This window comes from Pseudomonas sp. 5Vm1k, from assembly GCF_056161485.1.
Map to the genome: position 1 here is coordinate 54981 of NZ_JBSPCZ010000016.1, position 26646 is coordinate 81626.

Annotated in this window: 26 protein-coding genes and 1 tRNA gene; 11 read left to right on the forward strand and 16 right to left on the reverse strand. The window is 55.1% G+C overall.

Annotated elements, in window-relative coordinates; all coding sequences use genetic code 11:
* Window positions 1-5 precede the first annotated feature (5 nt).
* A complete protein-coding gene (gene pmrG / locus ACWIKB_RS25965; protein ID WP_475270352.1) occupies window positions 6-677 on the forward strand; it encodes a lipopolysaccharide core heptose(II)-phosphate phosphatase PmrG in 672 nt (223 codons plus the stop codon).
* Window positions 678-714: 37 nt separating this feature from the next.
* Window positions 715-1548: a phosphatase PAP2 family protein gene (locus ACWIKB_RS25970; RefSeq protein WP_475270353.1), complete on the forward strand. Its 834-nt coding sequence runs from the start codon at window positions 715-717 to the stop codon at window positions 1546-1548.
* Between the two features lie 175 nt (window positions 1549-1723).
* Here ACWIKB_RS25970 and ACWIKB_RS25975 read toward each other — a convergent pair whose 3' ends face one another.
* Window positions 1724-3163: an ArnT family glycosyltransferase gene (locus tag ACWIKB_RS25975; RefSeq protein ID WP_475270354.1), complete on the reverse strand. Its 1440-nt coding sequence runs from the start codon at window positions 3161-3163 to the stop codon at window positions 1724-1726.
* A gap of 244 nt (window positions 3164-3407) precedes the next feature.
* Here ACWIKB_RS25975 and ACWIKB_RS25980 point away from each other — a divergent pair, with 244 nt between their 5' ends.
* Entirely contained in the window at window positions 3408-4382 is a 975-nt protein-coding gene (locus ACWIKB_RS25980; RefSeq protein ID WP_475270356.1) for a metallophosphoesterase, read from the forward strand.
* A 12-nt stretch (window positions 4383-4394) separates the two neighbouring features.
* Here ACWIKB_RS25980 and rimJ read toward each other — a convergent pair whose 3' ends face one another.
* Genes rimJ through ACWIKB_RS26000 form a run of 4 tightly spaced genes read right to left on the reverse strand, consistent with a single transcriptional unit; the run spans window position 4395 to window position 7940 of the window.
* A complete protein-coding gene (gene rimJ / locus ACWIKB_RS25985; RefSeq protein ID WP_475270357.1) occupies window positions 4395-4961 on the reverse strand; it encodes a ribosomal protein S5-alanine N-acetyltransferase in 567 nt (188 codons plus the stop codon).
* A 55-nt stretch (window positions 4962-5016) separates the two neighbouring features.
* Complete coding sequence (locus tag ACWIKB_RS25990; RefSeq protein WP_475270358.1) at window positions 5017-6039, reverse strand: sensor histidine kinase; 1023 nt, start codon at window positions 6037-6039, stop codon at window positions 5017-5019.
* 9 nt (window positions 6040-6048) lie between these two features.
* The gene (locus tag ACWIKB_RS25995) at window positions 6049-7509 is read right to left on the reverse strand and encodes an ATPase domain-containing protein (protein ID WP_475270359.1); all 1461 of its coding nucleotides are present in this window, start codon (window positions 7507-7509) and stop codon (window positions 6049-6051) included.
* On the reverse strand, window positions 7506-7940 hold the full coding sequence (locus tag ACWIKB_RS26000; RefSeq protein ID WP_475270360.1) for a hypothetical protein: 435 nt from the start codon (window positions 7938-7940) through the stop codon (window positions 7506-7508). Before ACWIKB_RS26000 ends, ACWIKB_RS25995 begins: the two co-directional genes overlap by 4 nt.
* Before the next feature lie 190 nt (window positions 7941-8130).
* Between ACWIKB_RS26000 and ACWIKB_RS26005 the strand changes: the two genes are divergently transcribed.
* Window positions 8131-8661, forward strand: coding sequence for a GNAT family N-acetyltransferase (locus tag ACWIKB_RS26005; RefSeq protein ID WP_475270361.1), 531 nt, complete (start codon window positions 8131-8133; stop codon window positions 8659-8661).
* A 174-nt stretch (window positions 8662-8835) separates the two neighbouring features.
* On the opposite strand, the gene ACWIKB_RS26010 is transcribed toward ACWIKB_RS26005, so the two are convergent.
* Window positions 8836-10242: a DUF2252 domain-containing protein gene (locus tag ACWIKB_RS26010; protein ID WP_475270362.1), complete on the reverse strand. Its 1407-nt coding sequence runs from the start codon at window positions 10240-10242 to the stop codon at window positions 8836-8838.
* 215 nt (window positions 10243-10457) lie between these two features.
* On the opposite strand from ACWIKB_RS26010, the gene ACWIKB_RS26015 reads away from it, so the two are divergent.
* Entirely contained in the window at window positions 10458-10817 is a 360-nt protein-coding gene (locus ACWIKB_RS26015; RefSeq protein WP_475270363.1) for a hypothetical protein, read from the forward strand.
* A 153-nt stretch (window positions 10818-10970) separates the two neighbouring features.
* On the opposite strand, the gene ACWIKB_RS26020 is transcribed toward ACWIKB_RS26015, so the two are convergent.
* The 3 genes from ACWIKB_RS26020 to ACWIKB_RS26030 all read right to left on the reverse strand — a co-directional run bounded on the left by ACWIKB_RS26020 (window position 10971) and on the right by ACWIKB_RS26030 (window position 13755).
* Complete coding sequence (locus ACWIKB_RS26020; protein ID WP_475270364.1) at window positions 10971-11432, reverse strand: cysteine hydrolase family protein; 462 nt, start codon at window positions 11430-11432, stop codon at window positions 10971-10973.
* 145 nt (window positions 11433-11577) lie between these two features.
* Window positions 11578-12114 (reverse strand): sterol desaturase family protein, encoded by a 537-nt coding sequence (locus ACWIKB_RS26025; protein WP_475270365.1) that lies wholly within the window; start codon window positions 12112-12114, stop codon window positions 11578-11580.
* 456 nt (window positions 12115-12570) lie between these two features.
* Window positions 12571-13755: a DUF5710 domain-containing protein gene (locus tag ACWIKB_RS26030; protein ID WP_475270366.1), complete on the reverse strand. Its 1185-nt coding sequence runs from the start codon at window positions 13753-13755 to the stop codon at window positions 12571-12573.
* A gap of 166 nt (window positions 13756-13921) precedes the next feature.
* Here ACWIKB_RS26030 and ACWIKB_RS26035 point away from each other — a divergent pair, with 166 nt between their 5' ends.
* The 6 genes from ACWIKB_RS26035 to ACWIKB_RS26060 all read left to right on the forward strand — a co-directional run bounded on the left by ACWIKB_RS26035 (window position 13922) and on the right by ACWIKB_RS26060 (window position 18872).
* On the forward strand, window positions 13922-14503 hold the full coding sequence (locus ACWIKB_RS26035; RefSeq protein WP_053118293.1) for a hypothetical protein: 582 nt from the start codon (window positions 13922-13924) through the stop codon (window positions 14501-14503).
* Entirely contained in the window at window positions 14500-15804 is a 1305-nt protein-coding gene (locus ACWIKB_RS26040; RefSeq protein ID WP_475270367.1) for a phosphoribosyltransferase-like protein, read from the forward strand. Before ACWIKB_RS26035 ends, ACWIKB_RS26040 begins: the two co-directional genes overlap by 4 nt.
* 187 nt (window positions 15805-15991) lie before the next feature.
* Complete coding sequence (locus ACWIKB_RS26045; RefSeq protein ID WP_082343507.1) at window positions 15992-17164, forward strand: reverse transcriptase family protein; 1173 nt, start codon at window positions 15992-15994, stop codon at window positions 17162-17164.
* Window positions 17165-17670: 506 nt separating this feature from the next.
* Window positions 17671-17958, forward strand: coding sequence for a hypothetical protein (locus ACWIKB_RS26050; protein ID WP_475270368.1), 288 nt, complete (start codon window positions 17671-17673; stop codon window positions 17956-17958).
* A gap of 34 nt (window positions 17959-17992) precedes the next feature.
* Entirely contained in the window at window positions 17993-18790 is a 798-nt protein-coding gene (locus ACWIKB_RS26055) for a hypothetical protein (protein ID WP_475270370.1), read from the forward strand.
* Window positions 18769-18872 (forward strand) — tRNA-OTHER (locus tag ACWIKB_RS26060). Before ACWIKB_RS26055 ends, ACWIKB_RS26060 begins: the two co-directional genes overlap by 22 nt.
* Window positions 18873-19047: 175 nt before the next feature.
* On the opposite strand, the gene ACWIKB_RS26065 is transcribed toward ACWIKB_RS26060, so the two are convergent.
* The 7 genes from ACWIKB_RS26065 to ACWIKB_RS26095 form a co-directional block, all read right to left on the reverse strand.
* A complete protein-coding gene (locus tag ACWIKB_RS26065; RefSeq protein ID WP_475270372.1) occupies window positions 19048-20169 on the reverse strand; it encodes a hypothetical protein in 1122 nt (373 codons plus the stop codon).
* 81 nt (window positions 20170-20250) lie between these two features.
* Window positions 20251-21363, reverse strand: coding sequence for a hypothetical protein (locus tag ACWIKB_RS26070; RefSeq protein ID WP_475270373.1), 1113 nt, complete (start codon window positions 21361-21363; stop codon window positions 20251-20253).
* Between the two features lie 367 nt (window positions 21364-21730).
* A complete protein-coding gene (locus ACWIKB_RS26075; protein WP_475270374.1) occupies window positions 21731-22006 on the reverse strand; it encodes a hypothetical protein in 276 nt (91 codons plus the stop codon).
* On the reverse strand, window positions 22003-22983 hold the full coding sequence (locus tag ACWIKB_RS26080) for an integrase domain-containing protein (RefSeq protein ID WP_475270436.1): 981 nt from the start codon (window positions 22981-22983) through the stop codon (window positions 22003-22005). Before ACWIKB_RS26080 ends, ACWIKB_RS26075 begins: the two co-directional genes overlap by 4 nt.
* Window positions 22961-23320: a hypothetical protein gene (locus ACWIKB_RS26085; RefSeq protein WP_475270375.1), complete on the reverse strand. Its 360-nt coding sequence runs from the start codon at window positions 23318-23320 to the stop codon at window positions 22961-22963. Before ACWIKB_RS26085 ends, ACWIKB_RS26080 begins: the two co-directional genes overlap by 23 nt.
* Window positions 23304-24704 carry a YfjI family protein gene (locus ACWIKB_RS26090; RefSeq protein WP_475270376.1) on the reverse strand — a complete coding sequence of 467 codons (1401 nt, stop codon included), beginning with the start codon at window positions 24702-24704 and terminating at the stop codon, window positions 23304-23306. The genes ACWIKB_RS26085 and ACWIKB_RS26090 overlap by 17 nt, the downstream gene beginning before the upstream one ends.
* 1317 nt (window positions 24705-26021) lie before the next feature.
* The gene (locus tag ACWIKB_RS26095; RefSeq protein ID WP_150705874.1) at window positions 26022-26561 is read right to left on the reverse strand and encodes a hypothetical protein; all 540 of its coding nucleotides are present in this window, start codon (window positions 26559-26561) and stop codon (window positions 26022-26024) included.
* Window positions 26562-26646: the final 85 nt, after the last annotated feature.

The following is a 26646-nucleotide window of genomic DNA, read 5'->3' on the forward strand; positions in this document are numbered from 1 at the left end:
CTGATGTGGAATTGAGACTGAGTCTGTTCGGGATAAAACGCTCGATCGATCTGAGCCGTAATGCCCGTTATCGCAATGCTGCGGTCGTGATTGCCGCGGCACTGCTGGTCATTCCCTTGACCCTCTGGCTGTTGGCGCCCGCCTCCGTGCCGGACCTGGCCCATGGCAATGTCGCTGGTGCGAAGGCGTTGTTGTCCGGCTGGGCCAAGGGCGACATGATCGTGCTGGTACGCCACGTCGAGCGTTGCGATCACTCCAAGGCCGCGTGCCTGAGTGGCAACGACGGCATTACCGACCGTTCGCGCGGCGTCGCCGTGGCCGTCGGTTCTCACTTCGAACGCCTGGGCCTGGCCAAGGCCGACATCTATAACAGCCCGATGCTGCGCACGGCACAGACCGCCGGTTATATGTTCAACTCGGTGGGTGTCGGTGAAGACTGGTTGATCAGTTGCAAGGGCACTATGCTGCGCGACGCGCTGGCGCACAAAGTGCCGGGGCGCAACCTGATCCTGGTGACCCATAGCGAATGCATGACGGAACTGGAAAAAAGCATGAACGTTTCGACAGACACGCTGGGTTATGGTGCTTCGCTGTTCGTTTCTACCGAAACCCCTCAAGCGCCCTCCATTCTCGGTTACATCGAGGCCTCTGACTGGCGCTCAGTGACGACCCGATAATTTCTTTGGCTCAAATTTCTTTGGTTCAGGACTGACAATGCAGACTGCTTCCCCTTCCCGTTTTTACTGGGTGAACTTCGGTATTCCACTGGCCTGTGCGGCCGTGGTGTTCCTGATGTTCGACATGACAAAAATCGACATCGCCTTCAGCAATCTGCTGTTTGACCCGGTTAGCCAGACGTTCCCGCTCGACAAGGTTCACTTCTTCGAGAAACTGACCCACAAGTGGGCGCGGATCATTCCGAACTGGACGGCGGAAATCGCCCTGATCGGCGCGCTGCTGTCGTTTGTCTGGCCGTTGGTCAACCCGCAAAAGCACCCGCGACTCGGTGGCTTTCTGGAGCGCAGCAAGGTCGCACCGGTTCTGCGGTTTGCCCATGGGCACCGTCGGGATTTTCTGTTTGTGGTGTTCGCATTTGCCATTTGCACCGGCGTGATCCATTTCCTCAAGGCTCATACCAGCGTTTATTGCCCGATCGAAACCACCCTCTACGGCGGCAAACTCGCCCACGTGGAGTGGTACAACAACTTCCAGTTATTCAAGGAAGCCGGCGACGGTCGCTGCTGGCCGGGCGGCCATGCCTCGGGCGGGTTCACCATGCTGGCGTTGTACTTCGTGGCTCGCCGTTATCGCTGGCGCTTTTCGAAAGCGCTGATGTGGGGTTCGTTGTTGCTGGGTTTCATCTACGGCACCACGCGGGTCCTGCAGGGTTGGCACTACATGTCCCACACGTTCTGGGCCGGGATCTTCGTGTGGCTGGCGTGTTTGCTGACGGCGCTGGCGTTTTACGGGCGGGCGCGGCTGGAAGTGCCGGTGCTGCAGAGGCATGAGCGGGCTCAACGGGTTGCGCAGGCACAAACTGCTGGCTGACATAGAGCTTGAATGACAAAACCCGCCAACCTCTGATCGAGGTTGGCGGGTTTTTTGTTGTCTGGTTTGGGGCTTATGGTGCTGGGAGATTGCCTTCGCGGGCAAGCCTCGCTCCTACAGGGGACCATCGGATCTGTAGGCGCGAGGCTTGCCCGCGAAGAACGATAACGAGGTATCACTCCCCAACGAAGTAGTAAGCCTGCCTTCCCACCATCATGACCTTGAGCACCTTCAACGGCGCCACAGGCTCACTTTCACCAGACATCACTGCCACATTGCTCGGTGACGCTTTCAGAAACCCGTCCAACTGCGCCTCGGTGTCCAAGCCCTTGAGCACCCGGCGGGTATAGAACACAGTGGCACCGCCGACCCGTTCATTGGCCTGGAACAGAGCGACCTCCTGGCCATTGGCTTGCAGCGTCTGAATCTGCTCGGTCAACGGCAGGAAGGACAGCTCGACGTCGGCCCGTGGCATGGCCCATTGCGCGGCAGCCAGGTAGCTGGCGATCACCACAGCGAGTAAATCTGCGGCCAAACCTTGTCGGTGCCTGGCGATACGGCCGATCAGGGTCGAGGCACCTTCGCGGGCTTTCAGTCGTTCGAACAGGACGCGGGCATATTCCGCCGCAATCACCGCAGCGGCAGGCGTCATCGACATCAGGTACACCGTGCGCTTGCTCGATGCCAGGGTCAGCATGAGGAACTGCGCCAGAATCCACAGGCTGAAGAACAGCAAGTAACGATTGGCCATCAGACTTTTACGGAAGTGCCATAACCCCAGATACACCAGAATATTCCACGGCAGGAACGCTTGCGGCAGCTTGGCCAGATAGTAGTAGAACGGTTCGTAATGCCCGGCTTCGACGAAGGAACCGCTGAAACGGCCGACGCTGTTGGTCAACAGGACTTCGCCCACGGCATGCGCGCCGCCGCGTTGATACAGCACGCCAAGCCAGATCATTAGCGGGATCAACCCCACCAGCGTCAACAGGCCCGGGCGCAGCCAGTCGGTGATTTTCAGGCGTTTGTCCATCAGGCTCTCGGCCAGCAGAAACGCGAAGATCACCACGCCAGGCATCGCCAGGCCCAAAACGCCTTTGCTCAGGGTTGCAATGGCAATCCCCGCGACGAACAGCAACGCATTGCCGGCCGTGGAATGCCGTAGGCCCTGAAAAAAGGCCAACAGCGCCATGGTCACGCCAAGGGCGAGCAAGGCGTCTTCACCGACGCCGCGTACATTGCTCCAGTAACTGGCCATGGTTGCCAGCAAGATCCCGGCGGTCCAGGCCACGGCCTTCGGCCGGCCGAATCGCCGCAACATCCCGTACAACACCATCACGCTGAACAACCCGGCAAATGCCGACGCCAACCGCACAGCCCACGGCGTGCCGCCAAACACGCGGATGGCTCCGGCATCCAGCCACAGGCTCAGGGGAGGTTTCTCCAGAAAGGGTTCGCCAAACAGGCGAGGCGTCACCCAGTCGTCATCCAGGTGCATTTCCATGGCGATCCCGGCGACCCGGGCTTCGGTAGAACCTTGCAGTTGATGATTGCCAAGTGCGAAGAAAAACAGCAGACAGCCAAGCAGGAAAAGCAACGGGGCAGGACGCGACATAAGGTTCTGGCTACCGAAGAAAGGGGGCCGTAAAAAAAAACGGGCTGGAAAAAGTATACGGGGCGAATTCTTAACAAAGTGTGAACAACTGCTGTGATCTATTAATGGCAAATGTTGACCCTTGTTTCCCCCTTATGCCTGTTGGCCATGCCAAGTGAGCCCTCGATTGAAACACCCCGCAGCTCCATCACCCGCCGCAAGGCGCGTCGTTCCTGGAAAAGCCATTCGCAGATCAAGTGTTGCCGTGGTCATCCTGCTGATCGCCACAGTGATGGTCGGTTACTGGATGTTCACACCGCCAGCACCGTATGTTTCGTTGGGTGGCCTGGACCCTTCAGTCGTTTCGATGATTGCCTTGGGTGATCAGGGCAGCGGTGATCTGCAGCAGTGGCGGGTGGGGCAGGCCATGGAGCGGGTCGCGTCTAAAGACGGGCGGCTGGATATGGTCGTGTTGTTGGGCGACAACTTCTACGGCAAATCGCTGACCAGTACCCATGACCTTGGCTGGCAAATGAAATTTGAGCGTGTCTATTGGGGGCAGTGGTTAAGTCATGTGCCGTTCTATGCGGTGCTGGGCAATCACGACTATCCGCTGTCGCAAAAGGTCGAACTTGAGTATGGCCAGCGGCACAAGGGCTCGGGTCGCTGGCAGATGCCAAGCAATTTCTACGTCAAGGATTTCGGCAGCGTCGATGGACACCCCTTGGTGCGAATGGTGTTCCTCGACACCTCGGCGCCGCGCGAAACATTTCAACAGCAGATCGACCTGCTCGATTGGGCCTTTCAGCAGCCGGGGCCGGAACCGGTGTGGAGAATCGCCGCCGCTCATCACCCTGTGCGCAATCATGGTGAACACGGTGAGGACTCAGAACTGGTCACCAGGCTCTTGCCCGTACTGCAACGCAACAAGGTCGACGTGTTCCTGGCCGGGCACGATCACAATCAGCAGCTGCTGTTACGCGCCGCAGAGCCGGCCTGGGTGGTTTCGGGGGCCGGCGGCCAGAAACTCTACGCCGTGGGTGCTGGCGCGCAGGACACCTCGTTTGCCACCGCGCGTGCCGGGTTTGCCAAACTTGATTTGAGTGCCAGCCAACTGCGACTGACTTACTACGACGACCGAGGCAACCTGGAAACCGGTTACCACTGGGCCCGGGAATGTCAGTGGATGGCCAAAGGCTGCCTGTTGCCCGATGTTGCGCAACAGGTCGTCGCGCAATAACACGACCAGCGTTTAGCGGAACCCGGCACTCGGCGCCGAGTTGATCAACGACGTCAGTACATGATCCTGCCAGCGTCCGGCGATGCTCAGATAGGCCTTGGCGTAACCCTCACGTTCAAACCCCAGACGCTCCAGCAACCGCGCACTGCGTTCATTGCCAGGGATGTAGTTGGCCATGATTCGGTGCAGTTGCTGTTCCTCGAACATGTAGCGAATTCCGGTTTCCAGTGCTTCTTGCATCAAGCCCTGGCCCTGATGCGCTTCGTCGATGTGATAACCGAGATAGCAGGCCTGGAACGCCCCGCGCGTAATGCCGCTGAAGTTGCACGCGCCGATCATCTGGCCGTTGTCCGGGTCCAGCAAGGCGAAATGCACCGCCAGGCCGGCGGCAAAAGCGCTGGCTTGTACTTCAAGGCGTGGGCGGATGCGTTCTGCGCTGTGGTAGTCGACGGGGCGGATGGGTGACCAGCGGGCCAGATGCCTTTGGTTGCGTCGGTAGAAGTCGCTTTCCAGCGTCGCCTGTTCGGGGTCAAGCACCGCCAGCGTCAGACGTTTGCAGGGCAGGGTCAGCAGCGGCATGGGCGCTCCAGGTGGCGGGATCGAAGCGCAAGCATTGCGTGGCCAGCGGAAAAACTCAAACCACCAGCGGCAATGTCACGATAAAGGTACTGCCCAGGCCATCGCCATCGCTCAGGCCGACGACGGTACCGCCATGGGCCTCCACCAGTTCGCGGACCACGGTCAGGCCAATGCCCAGACCTGCACCGTTAAAGCCGATGGCATGAACGTCCTGCACAAACGGCTCGAAGATAAACGGCAGGGCCTGGGCGGAAATGCCGATGCCGTCATCGCGAATGCTCATCTCCAGCATGTCATCCTTGGCCGTGACCGACAGCGTGACATTGCCCTCGGCCGGGGTGTATTTGGCCGCGTTGCCCAGCAGGTTGCCGAGGATCTGCGTGAGGCGCACCGGGTCGCCGTCCACCGACAGTGCACAGGAGGGCAGTTCGGCACTGAAGTGCAGGTGTCGGGTGTTCATCACCGGGCCGCACACATCAATGGCGCCCTGGATGAGCTGCACCATGTCGACGATCTGGCAATCGAGGCGCAACTTGCCGGTGCTGGCGCGGGACACGTCGAGCAAATCGTCCACCAGCCGCGACATGTGCGCCACCTGGCCCTCGATCAGCGCCTGCATGCGCGGCAGCTCGTCGCTGGGCACTCGCACCAGGCGGCCGGCGATCATGCTGATGGGCGTCAGCGGATTGCGCAGTTCATGGGCGACCAGGGTGAGGATGTTACGTTGCTGCGCCAGCGTGTGTTCTGCCGAGGCTTGCAGGTTTTGTGCGCTGAGGGCTGCGATCACCAACTGTGAGTTGGCCTCGCGCATCTCCAGGAACAGTCGCTGTTCTTCTTTCGAGCGCTGGGGTTTTTCTGCGTCCGATTGCGCCAGCAGAATCGCCAGCACCAATTGCTGATTGGCTTCGACCAGTTGTTCGATTTGCTGGGCGTCCACCAACCGATTGTTGGTGTCGTTCAATTCCTTTTGAAGCGCCGCCAGCACCGCGCGCGCTTCTACGGTTTTCTGGCCGAGCAAGAACAACTCACGAGCGGCAGTAGCCATCGTTTGTGCGTTCGTGCCATTAGCCTCAGTCATGATCCTGGCTTACACCTTGTCCTGGCGGGCGAGTCGCCGGGTCGGACGGCCACCGAGTAATCCTTCCTGATCCGGCAACATCTCGCCGATATGCAGGCCGTTATTGTCGATGTGATACTGGCGCAATTCATCGGAATGCGCGCTGGCGCGGACTTTGACCACGGCCATGATGCGCAGCAAACGGCTCTGCACTTCAATGTAGCGCTGGACGATGATGGCGTCGGTGAGGAACGCTGTGCCGTAGGGACTGAAACGCAGGTCTGTGTAGCGGTCTTCCAGCTCGGAGGTCATCAACACACTGACCCCGGCGCTGGTTAGTGCGGTGACCATGCGCGACAGCGACTCGCGGAAGTCTCCGCGGAAGGTAGGTGCCAGCGCCAGCTCGAAGCCTGACAACGAATCGATCACCACCCGGGTGGCGTTCAGTCGGCGGATCTCACTGAGCAGCAACTGGACGATTTCGTCGATGGACAGGTCCGGCGCTCGGCTGTCCACCAGGCCTACCTGACCTTTCTGGATCAGGCTGGCCAGTGTGGCGTTCTGCGAGTGGTTGGGCCGTTGTTCGAACACCGCGATTACACCGGTTTCGCCGTTGCGCGCGCCTTCGGCCAGGAAGGTTGCCGCCAAAATGCTTTTGCCCGAGCCCGAGGGCCCGGCGACCAGCAACGAATAGCCTCGGGGCAGACCGCCACCGAGCATTTCGTCGAGCTGCGGCACGCCCATTTTCAAACGTTTGATTGGGAATTCCAGCGGTGCTTCAACCGGGTTGATTGGGGCGGGCGCGAAGACGTTGATCCCGGAGGTGGCAATGCGGAAGGTGTGCAGCCCCGGCAATGTCGGCTGGCCGCGCATCTTCATGATTTCCATCTTGCGCACCATCGAGTTGCGCTCGACGCTCTGGCGTAGCCAGATCAGGCCGTCGGCCACGGTGAAAATCGGGTTGGTGTCGGTTTCGGTGAAGTATTCGCCGATCAGGAAGGTCGTCGCCTGCCAGGTGGTCATCAACATGCCCAGTTGCTGAACGAACTGTGGCAGGTTGTTGTTGGGGTTGTCCTGGGTCTGGCTGGCCAGGACCACGGAGCGGAACGAATCGACAAACACCAGCGACGGCGAGTGAGCCTCCACCTCGCTGACGATTCGCCTCAGCACCTCATCCAGATCCCCGGCTAGCGTATCGTCGGCCAGGTTGACATAACGGATCGACTGGTTGATCGCTTCGCTGTCGAAAAAGTCGAATTGCTGCTGATAACGCAGCATCTTCAGCGGCGGCTCGCCGAGTACGGTAAAGAACAACGCCGGGCGTTCAGGCGTTGCCAGGGCGAACATCATTTGATGCGCCAGCGTGGTTTTGCCGCAGCCGGGAGGGCCAGCGATCAGGTTGAACGAAAATTCCGGCAAACCTCCGCCCAGCACCTCGTCCAGGCCTGGCACGCCGGTGGCCAGACGGTTGATAGTCACTTTGGTGCTCATGGCAAAGTTTCCTGCGAAGGGGTGTCGCTCAAGGAAGGTTCCCACCAGCCACGAAGCAAACGTGCGGTGAGCGAGGGCCCGATCAGCGTGGTCAGCAACTCGTAAAACGTAGTCAGCAGCACTTCACCGAAAAACAGCGCATCGACTTCGTTTTGCTCGGCGAGTACGGATTTGAGGGCAATCAGATCCAGCGCGGCCTGAATACTGCCAAAAGTGCCGGCCAGGCGCGGATGAGTGGAGGTACACAGATGAAGACTGCGGCGATATAGCGCTACAACCCCTTGCTGGCCGATGATCGGCGTGAGGGCTGCGTTCATATCCTGCAAGGTGGTAACGATCGCCTCGGCAATCCTTGCGGTGTCAGCGTTGGGACCAACACGGTGCGCCAGAGAAGCTACGATCTGGCGGCTCTCTTCGCTCAGCGTGGACATGGCTAACTGATATCTGATTGACAGATCTTGATGGTACACCCTATGGGGTGGATGGACGTGATTTGCATCAACGATAAAATCACGCCCCGCAAACAGGGGCTTTCAAGCATGTCGGGTCTACAAACTTTCATGGCTTACTGCACAAATATCTAAACGTCGCTGATGACGGACGCTGTTTTAAGGATGAAATATGGAGTTTTCGTTACCAACGGACCTGCCCTTTATGAGTTTGCAGGCGCCGGACCCTATCTTGTGTACAGCGCTTCAAGATGCGCTGAATGTCAGTTTTGCAGCGCATTCCGAGTTTCTGCCCTGGGCCAAGCCCTATACCAGCAAGGACGAAGCGCGGGCGTTCATGCTGCGATCGGTCGATGACTTCAACAGCGAAACAGGCGAGCGGCGGTTTTTTATCGTCGCGGATCAGGGCGCGGCGATCATTGGCTGCATTGGCCTGAAGCCTCGGGGGCGCAATCGCCATGAGGTGGGGTATTGGGCCAACACCGAGTATTCGGGCAAAGGTCACATGCGCCGGGCGCTGGAAGCGTTGGTCAAAAGCCTGCCTGACCAGACGTTTTACCTGACGACATCCTCGGCCAACCTGCCCAGTCAGCGACTGGCCGTGGCGGCTGGGTTCCAGTTGATCAGGGTGTTTGCGCGAGCGCGCAATACGGAACGGCACGGCATTCAGGGCACTTACTTATATCGCTTGAAACACCTGTAGGCGCTGCCGAAGGCTGCGATCTTTTGATCTACTGAAACAACAGGCAAAAAAAAGCCCGCGGGAGGGCGGGCAAACCGTAGTTTCTTGAATGAGCGAGGGCAATGTACCGGTTGGCGCGGGGCGATAGGGTGAAGAAAAATTCATCTGCTTCAGCTCGCCCGGCCCGTGCAGTGCCTAAGGCAAATGATCCGCCGCGAAATCCGCTTCCGAACGCGCCCGCAAGCGCCCCTTGCGACACGCCTGCTGGAAGCGCTCGAAATCCTGCTCGTTTTGTTTGGTGTAGCCTTGGGCATACTTGAAGAGTGCATCGGCCAGCGCAGCGCTTTTGCCGATGTAACCGCTGATCTGCGCGGCTTGCCCCGAGGATTTAGCGTGGGCCCGGGCCAGGGCGCGGCCGCAGGTGCGTCCGTAGGCGGCGAAGGTCTCTGCATCGAACGTCTCGATCTCGGCCGAGACTTTCATGTCGCGCAGCTGGCGCACATAAAACTGTCGACCGCTGGGCCCTGTGGTCCAGCCGAGGAACAGGTCGCTGGCCGATTGCATCAGCCGTTGACCGTTTACCACACGCTGCCCGTTGTGTTGCACCCGTGACTTGGTCTTGACGTAACCGGCGAGCACCGAGCGCCGCGCTTCCTTGAATTGCAGGAACAGCGGGTTCTCCTGTTCGTCGGTCAACAGTGCCACCAGGCAACGGGTGCCGACACTGCCGACGCCCACCACCTTGAAGGCCATGTCGTGGGCGTGAAACCGCGACAACAGCTCACGGCGATCAGCTTGCAGTGTGCCTCGGTAATCGCCCATGAACGTGTCGTAAAGCGGCTTCCAGTCCGAGAGACGCAGCCAGTCGTCGTCCGCGTCCAGTAGCGTCGTGGTGTTGTGCAGGTGGAAGATTTCCGGCAAGTCATCGCGAATGGTCAGACGGCCATTGGCGTCGCGTTCGCAGATCTTGGGCAGCAACTCGGCATGGGTACGCCGCTCGGCTTTCTCGATGGCCCGTTCCACGTGTTCCAGCGTGGCTTTGCTCGCTTGCTCCAGCAAATCGTCGTAACTGATGGACTCGTACCAGGTTTCCAGCGCGCTTTGTTCGGCGCATTCGTTCATGGTCTTCTGATAGGCCGCGACCACTTGGCGACAGACATCTTCCTCGACCGTTTCCCCATGACGCAGATCGCGTGCCGCAATCAGAAAACTTGCCACCAACCGTTTCAGATCCCACTCCCACGGCCCCGGGTGCGCTTCATCGAAGTCGTTGACGCTGAACAGAAGATTGCGCTCGGGCGTGGCGAAACCACCGAAGTTCATCAGATGACTGTCGCCGCAGATCGGCGATACCAGACCCATGCTGGAAGTGCCTGCCAGGTCGTGGGCCTGAAGCAGGGCGTTGCCGCGATAGAAGGTGAAAGGGGAGACCAGCATGCGGCCGTAGCGCAACTCGACCAGCGACTTGATACGGCCTTCGCTGGACGCCTTGATCAGCGGCAGTGGGTCGCGGTCGATATTGCCTAGGGACGATTGGGCGTTGCGAGGGCAGGATTTTCGCGCGTCCTTGCCTTGCTTCAGGCGATCTTTGAGGGTGGTCATGGGGGCTCGTTCGGTCTGCTTTGAGGGCATGTGCGAAGTGAGTGTAGAAGGGGCTTGAGTAGGCGTAGTGTTCGTTTGCAACGAACATCGATATTCACTCAGGTACGTAGATACTCCGCGTGCCAGGTAGTAGCATTGCGCCGCCATCCGTAACGCAGTGCATTCCTGGCGTGCTGTCAGGCAGGAAGCCAGATCAAAATTATCAAGGAAATCAGATGCAGGATTTTATCCGTAAAACCTTTGGCGGGCTTTCCGCGCCGTATTACTTGCGTCACCTGTTCTTCGGTTCGCTGTTCTTTGCGCTCATCGTATGGACGATGGTTCAAGGTAAGGGACCGGTCAGAATTGAGGTGATTGTTCTGACTGCGATTTGTACCCTGCTTTATCCCTACTCGCGTTTTGTCTATGAGCGGGTCATTGGATTTCTCATGGGCGAGAATGTGTTCTTCGTCAATATGTGGCTCATGTTGATCGTCAAGCTTTGGACGATGGCCATGTGCTGGGCTTTTGCGATTTTCATCGCTCCTGTCGGGCTCGTATACCTGTACTTCTATCATCGGAATGCTTCAGCGTAAGCTGCGTTCAGCTTCCTGTGATGCCCAACAGTACCCGGTAAGATTCAATCGGTATGCGGACTCACATCAAGAGAACAGGGCGACGGCATTGGCTTACTTTTGTCCGCATCGCCCAGGTCGACCAAACCGTTGAGCCACCGATGGCGACCTCGATTACAACGCTGTCGATTTCACCGTATGTTTGAAATGATGCTCCCAAAGCCGCACCCCCAGCCTTCCCGTCCGATCCAGCGATGATCCCACCGTCAAATCCGTAATCAACGTCGGCTGCAACCCCGCATCGAACAACGCAAACCCCGCTGCCAGGCAACATGTCTCGGTTTGCAGTCCACAGACCAACACGCGACCCACTTCCAGGCTTTTCAGGTAGTTGATGGTTTCCAGCGACGGTGCATAACCGTGCTTGATGAAGATGCGATCGGCCTGGATCAAGCTGTCGTCGTCCGGCGCAGGGTGCCAGCCGAGTTGTTTGTGGAACGGGGTTTTGGATTCGTCGTGGCGTTCGACGGTGGCGACGCTGGGCAGGGTGCCGATGAGTGTCTGGATGCCGTCGATGAGCCATTGGGGCGGGGCGAAGCTGGGTTGGACGTCGATGATGAGGAGGGCTTGGTTCATTGGCGTCTCCAAGTGGGGCGTGGTGGTTATAGGGTGAACGCCGATAAATGCCATACCCCGAATGCCCGTCGGACACCGGGGTATGTCGTTGCTAAAGCCAACTATGGAGGCGATGAAAACCCAGACGTTATGGGTGATTTGCCCTCTATGTACGTTCCCGGACCGGGCTCAGCGCTTCGGCTCGCACGTAGGTGCCGAACACGTGGTCCCAAAGTGGCGAAGACACGCCGAAATTCTTCTCGATGCCCTTGCGATGATGCAAGTCGTGATTGACCACCAGCCCCAAAATAAAACGATGGGCCCAATGTTGCGGGCGGTGCATCACGAAATGCAGGGAGATGTAGCAGAAGTAGCCGACCATCACTCCGGCGAACACCGAGGTCAGGCCGACTGACCAGGCGAGCAAAAAGAGACCGGCATACGCGGAACTGGTCTTCCAACTGGAAATGCCAATGTAAGCGAGCACATCGAGATGATGGGTCCAATGCTCCCGGCGATACAGCGAGTGGAACAAGAAGCGGTGAACCAGATACTCGACCAGCGACCAGGCCAGCAGACCGGCGAGCGCTTGGCCAAGATGGAAGGGGGCGATGCAGAGGGCAAGAATGACAAACAGCGGAGCGGTGAAAAAGTCGAGGTAGTAGGCGACTGATGACATCAGCCATTTATTGGACGCAGCCATGCGCAGGAATTCCCTGGTGTGCCCGATGGGCTTGATTTTATGAGTTGATCTGGAAAAGCGCAGCGACGCTAGCACAAGCGATTGATTAAATCTTTCGGTTCAGACACAAAAAAGGCACTTGCGATAATCGGCAAGTGCCTTTTTGTAACGCTTATTTGGGCCGGGGTAATTTGAATTGGCTCAGCAAGACATTGATTTATAGTATTAATATCTATTTTTATTTTTAGTTGGAATACCAATTGGAATGCCGTGCGAAATTGCACTCCACTTTACCACCCATTTGCATTCGATCTGACCACCGATTGCATCAGAGTAGATCGGCACGCTTCGTCACCGTGATTGCTAGTGAACTGCCCATAGCTGCCGGTGGCGATAGGCAGAAATCACCTAATAGCAGTCGTATTAAAGACCTTCCTAGAACACGATTATGGAGCCGGCCGGCCCAAGTCTCTCAGTTTAGATAACCACTTCGGTGGTCGATTGCTTTCGCAGTGCGGTCCTAACCAAGCGCTCCCGACTGAAGCTCTCCCATGCCTGGGCTTCTGCCATTTCCCGCAACGTCAGATCTACGCTTCCGCCATTCCTCCCCAGTCGAATCAAGTCTTGGAAAAAAGGCACAGTCAGTAGTTCGGGCATCTCATCCTCTGCTTCAGTGGCCAGAACCACATATTTTTCGATGGTCGCCTTTGTTTTTACCCCAAGCGATTCTGCGATGGACTCCCACGGTACACCGTTGGAAAGCAACGTCTTGGCCGTGGACCACTTAACGTAGTTGTTGATGCGCTTCGCCAAGGGCCATGATCCTACGTCCAGCTCTTTGAAGATCGCGCGGTACATGGTGAGGTCTGCTTTGTGCTGGTCAATGAAGGTCAAGCAAGCAGCGCGGTTCTCACGCTGGAACGTGGACATCGGGATGCGTAACTTTTGTGAAATTTCGCGTGCCAAGTCCAGCTGCTTCCTGAGGGGATACTTCACCGAGTCGGGGGTGTACCTATCCAGGTAAGCAAACACTTCCAGGGACAGCTCGCTATTTTTTGCAGGCACCGGGGCGTTGTCGGCCAGATGAGCCATTAGCCTTTCGCAGCCCAGAGGGAGCTGGATCTCGAGGGTCTGGTTACCTACGATGAGTTGGCCGACACAGTACAAGGGAGTCGTATCATCGACGTCATCATGACTAGCGGATCCAGTGGACCAGCTGTTCTCTTCCTCCCGGAGCGCGCCCTGATAGATACGGTTTTCGCGCATGAAGGCAAGGGTATCGGCGGGCTTGCTTGATACGTAGCGACATCCCTCCGTGTAGTTACCCTCTACAACGGCCGAGGCAGCACGGCCCTCTAGGTCAGCCCGCAGAAAAGCGCCCCACAGGCCGCTTGGAAGCATTAACAGCATCCACTCTCGGAACTCGCAAGTCTGTGACACCAGCTCCACGTACTTCCTATCGGCATCCGTCGATGTGAAGGGAGGTAACGATTCAACAACATCCTCGGGTGTTGGCCGGAACGGTAGCCAGCGCTCAAGGCCTTCGCACATGAACTCTTCAGTGGTCCACCAGACGCGCTTTTCATCGTCCCACTCAACATAGAACTGCTTTGCCTCATCCTTTTCTTCGAAGGGGACCGCTAAATCTATACGCTTGGACATTTCCATGATCCTGCTAGGTTGTACCCCCCAAAATGAGTGACGAGGGCTATATAACGGTATTTTACCTTTGTGCTTTCGGGGAACCACTATCCGGCGTGCATTGCCATGATCAGACTTGAGTCCAGGGCGGATAGCAATTTCTTGCCCATTACCAGGAGCTGTAGATTTGGAGTTTGAAAATAAGCGATGGCATGTCGCCGCGTTGCTGACTGTCGTAATGGCATTCGCCACGGGCATCGGCAACCTGGGATCTTCCTACCTGCTCCTGTCCGTGAAAAATCAGGAGGAGTCAGACAGGTCTGAGATTGCCAGAAGAGCGAAGGGCGCTGAACTGCATTGCGAAAAACTTCGGGAGGGTGCTTCGCTAGCCGCAGAGATAGAGTTCAGCGCCGACAGAGGCTATCCGGATGCGCTGAGGCTCGCTGATTTGCTCTCGGACGCGGTCGGCGCGCAAGGGAAACAAAATTTGACGCTTGCGAGTGAACAACTGGCGTATGAGAAGCGTGCGTCCGCGTTGGTTCCCATGCTGTCCGAAGATGAGGCTAAAATCTTAAGTCGAGTTACGCTGCATCACTACGTTGTAACGCGCATGCGTACGAGCACAGTGCCCGCAGAAATGCGAGTTCCAATTGCTGAAGGCGGGTTCAACGCCAACGAGGAACTGAACGGCATCAGAGAAGGTGGGGCAGAACTTGCAGCATCATACCGTCGTCAATGCACAGAATCGCCCTCTCGGAATTCGACATGATCAAAACCCATCCCATTTCCGGTACACAACAAGCACAAAAGTGGCTTGACCAGTTTTCGATGGGTGATCGTCCTCTGGCGCAAGAGTTGCTCGAATCTTTTCTCCTAGTGTCCCGGAACGATTTCAACGATCACTTGCGAGCACTCACACTTGAGCATGCTGACAGGGTTAAGGGGGTTGTTGCTCTCTATGCCGAGCGTGAACTTGGACACCGATTTGGGGTGCCTCACAGGCTTTTTAAAGAGTCGCCGGGAAAGCATCGACGTGCACTAGGGGCCGCTGGCCCACCAGCAGTGAAGTCCACGAAAGGGTACGATCCGTCTGTTGGAAGCGAAGGCGTCGTTGCTCGTTTGATTACAGACCTGTGCCGTGAGTTTCCCAAGAAGTTCATTAGTCATCCCGGGCCAGAGCAAATCCGCCGAAAGCGGGTTCGGGCGTTTTGGGTTATGACCGATCTTGTAGGTAGCGGTCACCGCGCTCGTCGGTATCTTGAGGCGGCCTGGCTTGTCAGATCTGTGCGCAGTTGGTGGTCCGGCAAGTTTCTGAGATTCGCAGTTGTCGCATATGCCAGCACTGGCAAAGGCGAGCAATATGTTCGAAGCCATCCATGCCGGCCAGACGTCATCCACGTGATGCCATGTCCTACGATTGACACCACACTGTCGAAAGCAGGCGTCAGCAAAATGAAGCTGCTATGTGAAACATACGATCCTACGATTGGTGATCCCGGCATATCGCCTTGGTCACAGGGCAGCGCTAGCCTTGGGTATCTCAGCACTGGAGCGCTTCTTATTTTCGCTCATGGCGCGCCTAACAATGTGCCTCTGATGTTTCACAAGGCCTCAAAGCGCAAAGATCCCCAGTGGATCCCGCTTTTTCCTTCTAGAGTGACTGCCGGTATCGACAGTGAGTCCTTTGGTGTGAGCTTGACCAGCGAAAAGATACAGCTTCGATTGGAGCGCTTCGGCCACGCATCGTTGGCTAGGTCTAATGCAGTGGTACAGTCCGATATTCCAACGGGCGAGGTGTATCTCATCCTCGGCGCGCTCTCCCGCCCTCCAAGGCTCAATGACAGCGTTCTGTCACGCCGAACTGGTTTACCCACCTATAGGGTCGCTCGACTCTGCCATCTAATGGTCACTTATGGATGGATCGACTCCCAGCGTCGATTGACCGACGCAGGAGCGGGCCAGCTTCGGCATGCCAGAAAGCAGATGAGTGCATTTATAGAATCCCTGCCTGACATTGGCGAATTAGAACAAAAGCCGTACTATCCGCAATCGTTGAGACGACCAGTCTGAAATCTAGATTCGGTGCGCGTTGAACAGAACGCAACCACCATTGATGCGCTTCGGCTCATCAACCGGGCGCAGACTACTGCCGCTCTATGATATAGCCCTTGCTTACGGCCAAGCGCTCCCGCCACACTCGACGTGGCGAGGTCTTCTGCCTGCGGCGGGAGCCCTCACCCTGCGGGTGTCAAAGTAGATGAAGGACTGGAAGCCTCAACCCTACCGTCGTATCGCTCAAGAGTTGGGCGTATCAGATGCGGTTCTTCGATCGGCACTCGCAGCTAGCGAGGCCGTGGTCGCAGTTCATCCAAAGCTTCCTCCAGTATTGACGTTAAAGCACCTGTCTCGGCTAAGCGGCGTTGGGTATATGGATTTGCGGCGTTATGTGAGTCGCGAGGATCCGCATACCTACAAAGTGTTCTGCATTCGTAAGCGCCCTCAACCTGATGGTCGTATTCGCTTCAGGGAAATTTGCGTTCCCGAGCACAGCCTTTGCGACGTTCAGCAGTGGATAGTCAGACATATTTTGGTCCACGGTCGACCGCACTCGGCCAGCACGGCCTTCGCACCAGGCGCAAAATTGATCGACGCGGTTCAACCGCATTGTGGCAGTCGCTGGATAATCAAACTCGACGTCCGGAGATTCTTTGAGTCGATCTCAGAGATCTCTGTTTACAACGTTTTTAGGAGTCTCGGCTACCAACCCCTTGTCTCATTTGAGCTGGCTAGAATCTGCACACGTATTGGGTCCGACAAAACGTGGCTGAGCAAGACACGTCGGTGGCGTCGAAAGGCACCTTTGCATGTTGCCGCAATTCGGAACTACTCGGCAAAGCAGCTAGGTTATTTGGCCCAAGGGGCGCCCACAAGTCCAATGATTGCCAACCTAGTAATGCGCGCGGCAGACGCGGAAATTTCCGCGCTCAGTGAACCCTTCGGCATCACCTACACACGCTATGCAGACGATCTAACGTTCTCGACTAACAGCGCCCATTTTGACAGAACCACAGCGAGTGCACTCATTCGGAAGGTCTATCAAACGCTTGGGCGGTTCGGCCTCCAGCCGAATCTTGCTAAGACACAGGTAGTGTCACCTCGTGCGCGGAAAGTTGTCTTGGGGTTGTTGGCCGATGGAGTTTCTCCGCGGCTGACGAGGGAGTTTAAAGGCAAGCTGCGCATGCACCTTCACTACTTGGAGCATGTCGACGTTGGCCCCATTAAGCATGCACAGCGCCGTGGCTTCTCGGCGGTTGCTGGTCTACGCAATCATCTCCTAGGGTTAGCCGCCTATGCTATTCAAATTGAGCCTGAGTATGGCTATGCAGTGAAGGCAAGATTGATGGCCGTGCACTGGCCGATCATCTACTGAGCATGGCGACTGGCTCTCGATGCAGGAAGCTCTCTTGGTAATCAGAGACGCCGCATCTTTTGGTTATCGATTGCGCTGAAAAGGTGGATGGCGCAATGACCGTTTGCGGTCGATCTTTGCCTGTCATGACTGGCAGGAATCGGCCAACAGCGGTCGGTCAGAGCAAATTCTGCCACCAAAAAGCTAACATTTAGATCTTAGCGTGCAATCAAATTATCGAGCTGTATAAACCGACGGCTCCTGCCGTTCACAATGTGCGCGAAATGGGGGGGCTCCATCCGCTTGGGATAAGCACCGCGTGGTGGGTGGTGGCGAGCTCTATGAGGCATATTTGACCAGATCAGTCGTTTCAATAACCTACGGGCTTGAACCCCTTGATTGCTGGTATCCGACACGCAGTGTTTGTGCGCGATGCAGTTGCGGTCTTAAGCCTAGACCAGTACGCTTGATACAGCGTCGCTTTGTAAGGACCTATATGACTAATGGATGGCCAATAGGGGAATTTTATGCACGGTTTGGAAGCTCATCCTACCCTTAGGGCGGTAGTTCGAGACGATCTAGGGCGGGAGCACTGCTTCCTCGTGAAAGTCATTGTACCTACCGAAGGCAAAGCTTACGCGCTATTCGATGACTTAGGAAAACCAACAGCGTTGACCTTTGAACAGAAAGCGAACAACTCCGTTTCATTCGTTTCATTCAATGGGCTCTGGATTGAAAATGACGAAGTGACATCTTTGGATATTCTTCTAAAATCCAAGCTGATTTATATAGGCCAGCTGATTAGCTTGGCTTAAATTGCCAAACCCAATAGTTAACTTAGAAGCTATCTTGAATACATACTCAACTCCTGCGTTTCGCTCATTCAAAGTATTCATAGGAGAGCTAACAGCTGTTGCGGCAGGAATCCACGTCGGGATTCAAGAAGCCATCTCTCATGTTAGTAAACTCGATCAGTCTGATCCTTGGGAGTCCGCAGCGCAGCGTCACGGAATCCGTGTTAGTGGCCTACGTTCCGAAAAGGTTTCAAGCGGCGCAATTCGACTCAATATTGTGAGTCTCTATAGTGGCTTCGATCTTTTTATCTCAGATATTCGGGGGCAGTTTTATGCAATCCATGGAAAAAGCTGGACGCAAAACGATGGGGACACGCCTTTCCAAGCGCTGCTGAGAAATACTCCATCTGGAAAGCAGGCGCATGAAAAGAGACTTGGCCCAGGCCGTATTTTAACGATGGATTATTATAGGCTTGCTCGAAACGCAATCGCACATCCAAGTAACGAAGCCGTAGCTATAGCGGAACAATTTTACCATAGCAATAACCAACAACTCATCCAGACAGCCTCAGATTATGGTATGAAGTCAACTCCTAGCGAGGTTGCAGGGCTTAGCTTTCATGACATAAAATACATGGCTAGAGTTTCCCTTGATTTGGCTGTGGCTATAGACAAGGATTTTGACCCTGGAGATGTAGTACTTTCCAGATTGCTTCCAGAAAAATTTGCAAAATTACCGAAGTCTGAGGCTCGCCGTCATAACGCAAAAAAAGGTTGGCTTTCAGAAAAGTTTGGAATAAACTCCGATCGCGCGGAACGTATCATTTCTATGACTCATAAGCTTAGTGGTTGAGCGTCCCCCTTCACAAGCGAATTGGAAATGCAGTTCGCTTGTGAAGGGGAAGGATCCAGTTCGAATCTGGAATGAGTCTCCATATCCTTCAGAAGTATAAGAAGCTTAGGGTTTAATACAGGCTTCAATCCCTTCTGTACGCCCCTCACTGATTTCAAGTGTAGTGTTGCCTGAGGCAGTCGGGAGACGCGATACAATATTTTGCCCAGGGCGCTTATCTATAACTAGAAGCTGTGCAGGATATACTATGCTGCGCACTAAAATGGTATGTGTTCGTCAATTTCAAAATCCCCATGATATTGATAAACATCAGCAAGGATCGTTTCCAGCCTCTTGCTTAGCTGCTTATCAGAATTCAGAAGCTCTAGAGTTTCAAAATCAGAAAACTTATAGTCGATCTCAATTTGCAATAAGTTTCTGCTCCCAAACCAAAACAAACTCACGTCGCCAAAGCCGTCCAAGGACCGACGATTTCGCAGAAGAGAGCTTATTATTGCAGGCTTGACTAACTTATTAAAATCACCCAAAAGCATGCGCGCTTTGGGACCTTGCTTATAAGCGTCCGCATAGAAGTCCTGATAGTGCTCAGCTACTATTTTACAGTTCCCCTGATGTAGCGTTGAATACTCTTCCAAGGCGCCAGAAAAAGCCTCGGTGGTAACGAATTTTATTCTGGCGACCTCCTCTCTCTCGTTCAAAATATAACGACACAGATAGTCTTCAGATTTTATGCTACTAGTCTCGATTGAATCACCATTAAAGTAGATCCTGGCGATTTCGCTATCTATGACTGAAACCAAATTGAACTGATAGTATCTCTTTGTATTTGCCTGTCTCTTATCCAAGATACTCATTTCATATGCTTGAGCTTTCATCAGTGAAGTGATAGATGAGAATATATTTTTATCATTTTGACACGTATGATTAGCTTTGCTAATTTCTTGAAACGCGAAGACATCGACGCTAGGTGGAGAAAAAAGGCTGGGACATATATTAGAAAGTTTTTCATGATAGGCTGCTGCCCAAGTCATTTTCGACAAATAATAATCTATTGCTGGATGATTGCTCCACCCTTTAAATGGCCTCCAGTTAGCGTTTGGATCATTCTGCTCGATAGGCCGAGATAGTAGCGCCCAAGCGTTCGCTTCGCTTTTTTTGCAACTAACGATGATCACTGTGTATACAGATATCCCTTCAACAATGTTGACTTTATATGCCAATAGGTCGATTTCACGAACGGTGCCTTCTAAATCGTCAATATAGCATCTATTGCTAATTAAGTGCCAGCCATTCAATCTTAAGATATTACCAATTTCAAATTCAAGCTTGAACCCTGTTTTGCCTATAGCTTGCGTCACTTTTTGCAAATCTAAAGCCATTATATTCATCCATTAAAACTATGGGGGCACTTAAAAAGATTGGGCAATGGCAATGGCAATGGCTATCATTCGAAAATCGACTCATCTGCCGGGGCCATCATCTGCGGCGTCTCGGGCAAGTTTTGATTTTGCCGATAAGTATGTCTCATATACAGATTTATATGCAGGCAAAGCTGCAGGGTCAGAGCTGAAAGTAGTAATGCTGACCAACTCTAACTCTTCTACCCCCGGCAAAATGGCGTTTAGGGCTTCCTTCCTAGAACTAGTTACGAAGTAGGCATTGTCAGCCATAATATCCAGCATAAACATTGACAGGCTCAGTGACTTTTGAGTTGAGTCCGTTTTAGGTGTAACCCCTGCGCTAAGTATATCTCTGACGCGTTTTACGGTAGGAAGTCGTGGTGCGGGTATAACTCCTTGGGAATCACAATTGTAAAAAATATATGACGGATTGCATTTCGACTTTGATAGCACAGTCAACTGCAGCCCCGAACTGTGGTTTCTCTGGCTGATGTCAACATCTATGCCCACCGATCTTTTAGCTTGAAATACCACTGGACAGACTTTCAGTTTTCCATCGCTATCTTTCCACTCGAAAAGCAAAGCAAAATCGCCGCCGGTAATTTTTTCCCTTTTTTGGACTTGAAGCTCTAGCTTTTTTACGTTGAGCTGAGCTCCCAACTTTGATAGATATTGACTGTATCGACCTTGTACAAGTTTTGATTTTGAACTCAATAATTGAATCAGGTGTCCAGTAAGTTGAACTTCATTGTTAGGGCGCGAACATGTCTCTAGGAATTCCAGTTCCGCCTCTTGCGCAACTTGAATTAGCGCCCAGACCTCAAATGAAGAGAATGAAACAGGACAAGTTAAGTATCTTTCGTGGTAGCAGGGGAATTCGGCCTCATCATGATTTAGGTACATCAAAGTAACTTTCCCGGCGTCCGCAGCAATGCCAAATGAACGCTTCAGAGCCGTTAAAGTGTATTCAGCCAATTTGGGGTGCTTTGCATAACACTCATAAACCGAGCTGGATCGCGAATCCTTTGAAAATTCTGAAAGTACTCCTCGCCATAAATCATCTGCTTCAAGGATGCCGAACGAAATTCCCGATAACGCTATTTTTTCCATATTAGTAGTACTACCAAAATCAATGAGGTCGACAAACCAGGCGATGACATTATTAGGGCTCATGCTTCACAAGGCACTATAGATCTCCTCCGCTACGCCCTCAAGCGGTGTTCGAGATATCGTCAACCTTCTAATGGACATTGTTTCACTAGTCAGAAGCCGTAGGCACGCTCATAAGTCAGAACTTATCCGCCAGAAGTATCAATGGATTGTGTTTTATGAACTCTGAGCAAGGATGGCCAACACCTCCAGCCGCGACGATGCTCGCGACGTGCCGCACCTGCGCAACTGAATCGCCCTTGTATTCGTAGACGCACGACTGGCCGCTGTGGGTTTTGCCATTGCGGCGGTGTTTTCGCAAGAGATATCCACGCTGAGAGATGAAGGATGGTAAGTGAGTCTGGAGGGTTGCCTATTCACGATTCGAGAATTAAATCAGCATTTCTCGCTCATTCCCTAATCGTTTCCAAATCAATAGGGTAGTGAGGCGATAGTAATCCCGGGTGGCGTCGGAATGGTCTTTCAGGTGCTGTGTGAAAAACCAGCGCACATGCTTGAGCTGCCAGGTCCAGGGATTATCGCGTTGCCATCGCTGTTGAATGGCTGCTTGCATGATTCGGGCTTGGCGTAGGTGGCGTTGCTGCGTGACCTTCGAGCCGGTCAGTACGCCGCTCAGGAACAGCGCCATATCGAAGGGTTTGGTCATGCTCTACCTCCAATGTAGGCCGACACGACATCGATCCGGTAATGCCCGAGCTCAAGGCTGATCTGTTGCCGTGCTTGTTGATCAAGGTCGCGGTCAATGCGATAGCAGTGGCCGCCATTGACCGGGGCGGCGTGGCCCGTGAGCTGCTCGTAACGCTCACAGGCGTAGGCCGCACGCAGTTCATGAAAACCCTTCAGCCCTTGTTCATGCATTGTTTCGCGGGCGGGGAGCACGGTCTGTTGCAGGAACACGGCGTAGCTTTCGTCTAGGGCCAGCAAGTTGCGGCTGCCGGTCGGCGACGCCTGAAGAGCCAGCTGCAGCGCCGCCTTCACCTCTTCATTGGCTGCGATCCATCGCGGCGCTGAAGTCCCTGAGCGGCCACCTTTGGTGCCGTCCTGGATGTTGATGCGGCCGAAGTGTTCGGCTTCGCGGTGCAAGCGTGGCAGGTCAGCCAGGATCGCCTCGCGCAGGCGCATACCGGTTTCTCGGGCTAACAGGACAATCGCGACCACCCGCTCGTAATGCTGTTCGCCCAGCACCTCCACGACTCGTTGAACCTGTTGGCGGTCCTGGCCATCCGGCGCGCGGGTGCGTACGCTCGAGCGCTGCTGTCCTAACGCCAGGCTCGGACTGGCGATCCTCACATCCTGATCACCACGCAGCGCAGCGAGGGTGCGGTTGACGCTGCTCAGGCGGTTCTGCGCGGTAGCGATGCAGAGTTCGCCTTGCTGGATCTGCTGGCGCAGGTAAGCGGCGTAGTCCTGCAGCGTCCGTCGATCGATCTGGCGCGCATCGTTGTAACCGGGGCCGTCCTCTGACCGACACCAACGCACGAACGCTTGCCAGCGATCACTATGCGCTTTGACCGTGGCGAAGTGGCCGCCGGCAAACATATCCTTGAGCGCTTGTGGGCCGGCGTAGCTCAGCTGACGACCGTAGCCAAAGTTGCGACCATCACGCCGACCGACCAGTGCCATTGTCATAACCGTTTTCGTTTGTTTGCAGATAGAGCAGCAGGGCTTTCCAGTGGGGGCTGAGCCTGTCCACTTGCTGCCAGTGTGTCGGGCGGATCAGGAGGGCGTTCTCCTGGTGTTGCAGCAGTGCCCCTTCTTCGCGCAGTTGCTTGATCAGCAGGGCGAGGTTGGCAGGCTCCAGGGGTGGTATGGCGACAGCGGCGACAGTGGCGACAACCCGCGTCGTTTCTGGCCTGGCGCGTGGCGACAGGGTGGCGACAGCGGCGGCGACACGCCGTGATTCAGGTTGTGGTTGATGTTGCGCTTGGTAGCGGCGCACCGCGTCATTGAGACGAAACATGGCGGACCTCGAAGGTTCTTCCATCGCGGCTGTTCAGCCAGCTATGAGTGATCAGCTCGACGAATAAAGAGGCGGTATGGTCAGCGCTCTTGCGGGCAAAACGAGGACCGTTGCGATTGACGTCGCGGACGGTGAAGTGGGTCCAGCCTTTCTGCACCAACCAGCGCAGCAGCCGATCCGCTTCCTCGCGTCGGCTATTGACCGGCTCTTGTTCGGTCAGGCGTTGAATCTCGGCCAGGTAGTAATCCATCAGTGTGGAGGCGCGCTGGATGTGTACTTCCTCCAACGCACTGGCCTCTTCAACCATGGCCAGCACGCCCGCGATACGCAGTACATTCGCCGCGGCCTTGCTCGCGACAGGCTGGACGCCGGCTAGCTCGCCGAACTCGCCAGACTGGCACTCGATGGTGTCGTGAATATCAATCCAGACCCGGCGGGCACGGGCAGTAAGCTCTAGCGTGGCGGGATTGAGTGACCCATCCTTGTGAAGCGACCAGGGCTTTTGCAGCAGGGCGGTGATCCGCTGTTGGTAGCGCTGGACTTTGGCATCCCGGCTCAGGTCGATCGCCTTGTAGAGTCGCTGGCCGGCCAGGCGCTCGGGCCAACTGATCAGGCAACGGCCTAGGATGCCTTGGCCATTGATCAACGGGTCTTTGAACAGTTGGTTCGCCAGGTAGGGCTGCAGCATCAGATGCAGGCTGAGGCGGCGATCATAGGCACGCAGGCTTTCTCCGGCCATGGAGCGGGCCCGGTCGATCGGGCTGCCATCCCACAATGTCGACAAGGTGGTGATCGCCTTGAGCAGATTCTCTTTGCTCATGGTACTGCTGCCCAAGAACTGGCCACCTTCATCATTGAACAAGCCCATGCTGGGCAAGCCATGGCACAGGCTTTTGACCAGGGCCTCAATGGTGGGCTCGGCAATGATCAGTCTTGGCGGTACCGGCTCGGATAGCTCACCGCCTTCCGCCTCCGCGTGTTTCTTTGAGGTTTTGGGTTTGGCCATGATGCTGGTGGCTGCGCGATAGGCTTTGAGCTTTGCCGCATACAGGGTCCACTGCTGTCGTTCCCAGTCGCGCGCGGCCTTCAGTGCCTGGTGGTCCACTGCGCTTTTGCGATCACCCGAGGACGCCACCGTCAGTAGGTAGAGGGACAGCGGATAGGTTCGGCCGTCGAGTTGGACATTGGCATGACCCTGGCTCACCAGGGCGGCAGTGGCCAGCACCGATTGCGCCGCCATGGCGCAAGGCACGCCGATCACCTCGGCCAGTCGTTCGACCGCAGGGCCCAACAGTTCTCCGAGTGCTTCGACCGGGTAGGGCAGTGGCGCTTGCTGGCATTCCAGCAATGGTTGTGGTGGCTCGAACGCTTCGCACAGTTGCATCGCTATTCTCCTGAGATTATCGACTTCGTCCTCACTCATCCCGCCACGGTTGTTGAGTGTTATCAGGGATCAAGGCCCCTGCGACCTGTGAGGTTTGTCCACTCACGCGGGACTGACGGCTCCTTACGACCGGGAGCTTGGACATCTCATGATCCGGCCTCCTGAACACCGATAGCGGTGGGCGGGTGGAGGCTGCACTGGCTGACGAAACCAGCGCCGCGAGATCCTGAGTCGTGTGAAGGCAGTGATTTGATGACTGGGGCATGCCTGACTGTCAGTCAGGTGCAGTCCATTCCGTGGGCTGCGGCACCGTCATCGGCATCGCTGTGGCGAGTGAGCATTCGGTGTTTGTCACGCCGATTGTCACGATGGGGAAAGCCGCAAAGACCCGTGCGAGCAGGGCTGCCGCAGTGGTAGGAGCGCCCGTCTCTTTAGGGGGCAAAGAGACGGGCAAAAACTTGGCGCAAGAAATGGCCAAGCGGATAAATTGCTGCAGAGCAGCCAGGAGGGGGCATGAGTTGCCGCAGTGGGCATTCTGGAAGAAGTGGCATCCATCACATCGCTGTGACCGTGCGAGCCGCCGGACGCTAATCGCACTTGAGGGGAGAACCACCACGATGTAGCGTAGCCTCAAAGGTTCTGGCTACCTGAGTGCTGTCGAGGACAGCGCTGGTACAGTTCTGGTTTAGCGCTCGTTCTGCTCGCGGTCAACCGTATTTTGGGGGCGACTGTTGCGCCAATCGGTAGCGCTGGAAGACCTTGGAGCCCGGTGGATTTCCATGACCGGGTGGTCGTTCGTCGGTTTTTAATGTGAGCCTGCTTAATTGCATGGACTTGACCATTTGCATTGTCACTGACCAGTCAATTGCATTCGTGCTGATCAACCGTTTGCATTCGAATTGACGAGCACACGCCGTAGTGACGACCGGCGGAGAACGGCCGATTGTGTTGAAAAAGGCGGTCCTTCCAAATTGCCGGCGTACTGACTGCTGAAAACGCCTTTTTTGCGCGCAGCTACGCGAAATCTGAGCTTGCACCAGATACAGGTTTCCAGATGGTTGTGGCTGTCTGTGGAACACCCAGCAAAGCCCGCCTCGTGCGGGCTTTGCTGTTTCTGCTTGTCTTGTATTGTCTTTGTGCATCTACGAGAAGCAGCAAATGACTTTCTGAAAGTCGAGAGTGGTCCGTCGAGTGGGAATTTCAAGGCGTGTAACATTCGGCGTTGCATGCGCCTCCGTTTACGCTCTAGCGCGAGGCAAAGGCGCCGGCACCAGTCCAGAATGAGCGGCGACGCGAATTAGTAGCGAATATCAGTAATTAGCTATTTTTCCATTTGTTCCTGAGGCTTTTTATCGAGGAACGCAAATTGGCCTTTTTGGCTTCAGGAGTTAGTAAACAAACGGATCCACGAGGTAGGCCAAAGACCTTCTCAATGTTTGATTGAATTGTTTTAACGGATGCATCACTTCGAGCTACCTTGAATCTAGTGCCGATAGGTTTTTTATCCAGTCCAAGCTCTGTGTCGTCGTAGTCAGCACTTATCTCAAGTTTCCACTTGAAAGGTTTGCTGCACAACGTTCTACTCGGCTTGCTGATACGGTCGATTTTTACCTTGTAACCGTCAAACTCAAGGTCATAGGCAATGTGGTCTTCAATCCTTTTTACGTTGATTGAATTCCAGGTTGTCCAGTCTGCCGACTTGGTTAAAACCTCAATTTGACAAGATAATGGCTTTTTCTCGTCACGGTTCAGCATTAGAGAGTCCGACAAGTCCAGCCTGCTGCGTGCAGATACGGCAATGATTTTATCGTTTGAATCTAAGCAGGTTATCTTTGAGTGTGCTGGCCATTGAATCATTGTTCACAACTCCATGTCTTTTGTGTTGGCTTTCAAAAATATGACGCTGCACATTTTAGACGTCGCATCATTAGACGGCCTCAGC

Excerpts from the sequence above, each read along its gene's own strand:
- rimJ (WP_475270357.1), bottom strand. The coding sequence starts at position 4,961 with ATGCCGCTGCTGACCCTGCCCTGCAAACGTCTGACGCTGGCGGTGCTT.
- ACWIKB_RS26070 (WP_475270373.1), bottom strand. The coding sequence starts at position 21,363 with ATGAGCCCTAATAATGTCATCGCCTGGTTTGTCGACCTCATTGATTTT.
- ACWIKB_RS26015 (WP_475270363.1), top strand. The coding sequence starts at position 10,458 with ATGCAGGATTTTATCCGTAAAACCTTTGGCGGGCTTTCCGCGCCGTAT.
- ACWIKB_RS26095 (WP_150705874.1), bottom strand. The coding sequence starts at position 26,561 with ATGATTCAATGGCCAGCACACTCAAAGATAACCTGCTTAGATTCAAAC.
- ACWIKB_RS26045 (WP_082343507.1), top strand. The coding sequence starts at position 15,992 with ATGAAGGACTGGAAGCCTCAACCCTACCGTCGTATCGCTCAAGAGTTG.
- ACWIKB_RS26075 (WP_475270374.1), bottom strand. The coding sequence starts at position 22,006 with ATGACCAAACCCTTCGATATGGCGCTGTTCCTGAGCGGCGTACTGACC.
- ACWIKB_RS25995 (WP_475270359.1), bottom strand. The coding sequence starts at position 7,509 with ATGAGCACCAAAGTGACTATCAACCGTCTGGCCACCGGCGTGCCAGGC.
- ACWIKB_RS26065 (WP_475270372.1), bottom strand. The coding sequence starts at position 20,169 with ATGGCTTTAGATTTGCAAAAAGTGACGCAAGCTATAGGCAAAACAGGG.
- ACWIKB_RS25990 (WP_475270358.1), bottom strand. The coding sequence starts at position 6,039 with ATGACTGAGGCTAATGGCACGAACGCACAAACGATGGCTACTGCCGCT.
- ACWIKB_RS26085 (WP_475270375.1), bottom strand. The coding sequence starts at position 23,320 with ATGTTTCGTCTCAATGACGCGGTGCGCCGCTACCAAGCGCAACATCAA.
- ACWIKB_RS26090 (WP_475270376.1), bottom strand. The coding sequence starts at position 24,704 with ATGCAACTGTGCGAAGCGTTCGAGCCACCACAACCATTGCTGGAATGC.
- ACWIKB_RS26040 (WP_475270367.1), top strand. The coding sequence starts at position 14,500 with ATGATCAAAACCCATCCCATTTCCGGTACACAACAAGCACAAAAGTGG.
- ACWIKB_RS26000 (WP_475270360.1), bottom strand. The coding sequence starts at position 7,940 with ATGTCCACGCTGAGCGAAGAGAGCCGCCAGATCGTAGCTTCTCTGGCG.
- ACWIKB_RS26030 (WP_475270366.1), bottom strand. The coding sequence starts at position 13,755 with ATGTCCAAGCGTATAGATTTAGCGGTCCCCTTCGAAGAAAAGGATGAG.
- ACWIKB_RS25975 (WP_475270354.1), bottom strand. The coding sequence starts at position 3,163 with ATGTCGCGTCCTGCCCCGTTGCTTTTCCTGCTTGGCTGTCTGCTGTTT.
- ACWIKB_RS26050 (WP_475270368.1), top strand. The coding sequence starts at position 17,671 with ATGCACGGTTTGGAAGCTCATCCTACCCTTAGGGCGGTAGTTCGAGAC.
- ACWIKB_RS26080 (WP_475270436.1), bottom strand. The coding sequence starts at position 22,983 with ATGGCACTGGTCGGTCGGCGTGATGGTCGCAACTTTGGCTACGGTCGT.
- ACWIKB_RS25970 (WP_475270353.1), top strand. The coding sequence starts at position 715 with ATGCAGACTGCTTCCCCTTCCCGTTTTTACTGGGTGAACTTCGGTATT.
- ACWIKB_RS26005 (WP_475270361.1), top strand. The coding sequence starts at position 8,131 with ATGGAGTTTTCGTTACCAACGGACCTGCCCTTTATGAGTTTGCAGGCG.
- ACWIKB_RS26020 (WP_475270364.1), bottom strand. The coding sequence starts at position 11,432 with ATGAACCAAGCCCTCCTCATCATCGACGTCCAACCCAGCTTCGCCCCG.
- ACWIKB_RS26025 (WP_475270365.1), bottom strand. The coding sequence starts at position 12,114 with ATGGCTGCGTCCAATAAATGGCTGATGTCATCAGTCGCCTACTACCTC.
- ACWIKB_RS26010 (WP_475270362.1), bottom strand. The coding sequence starts at position 10,242 with ATGACCACCCTCAAAGATCGCCTGAAGCAAGGCAAGGACGCGCGAAAA.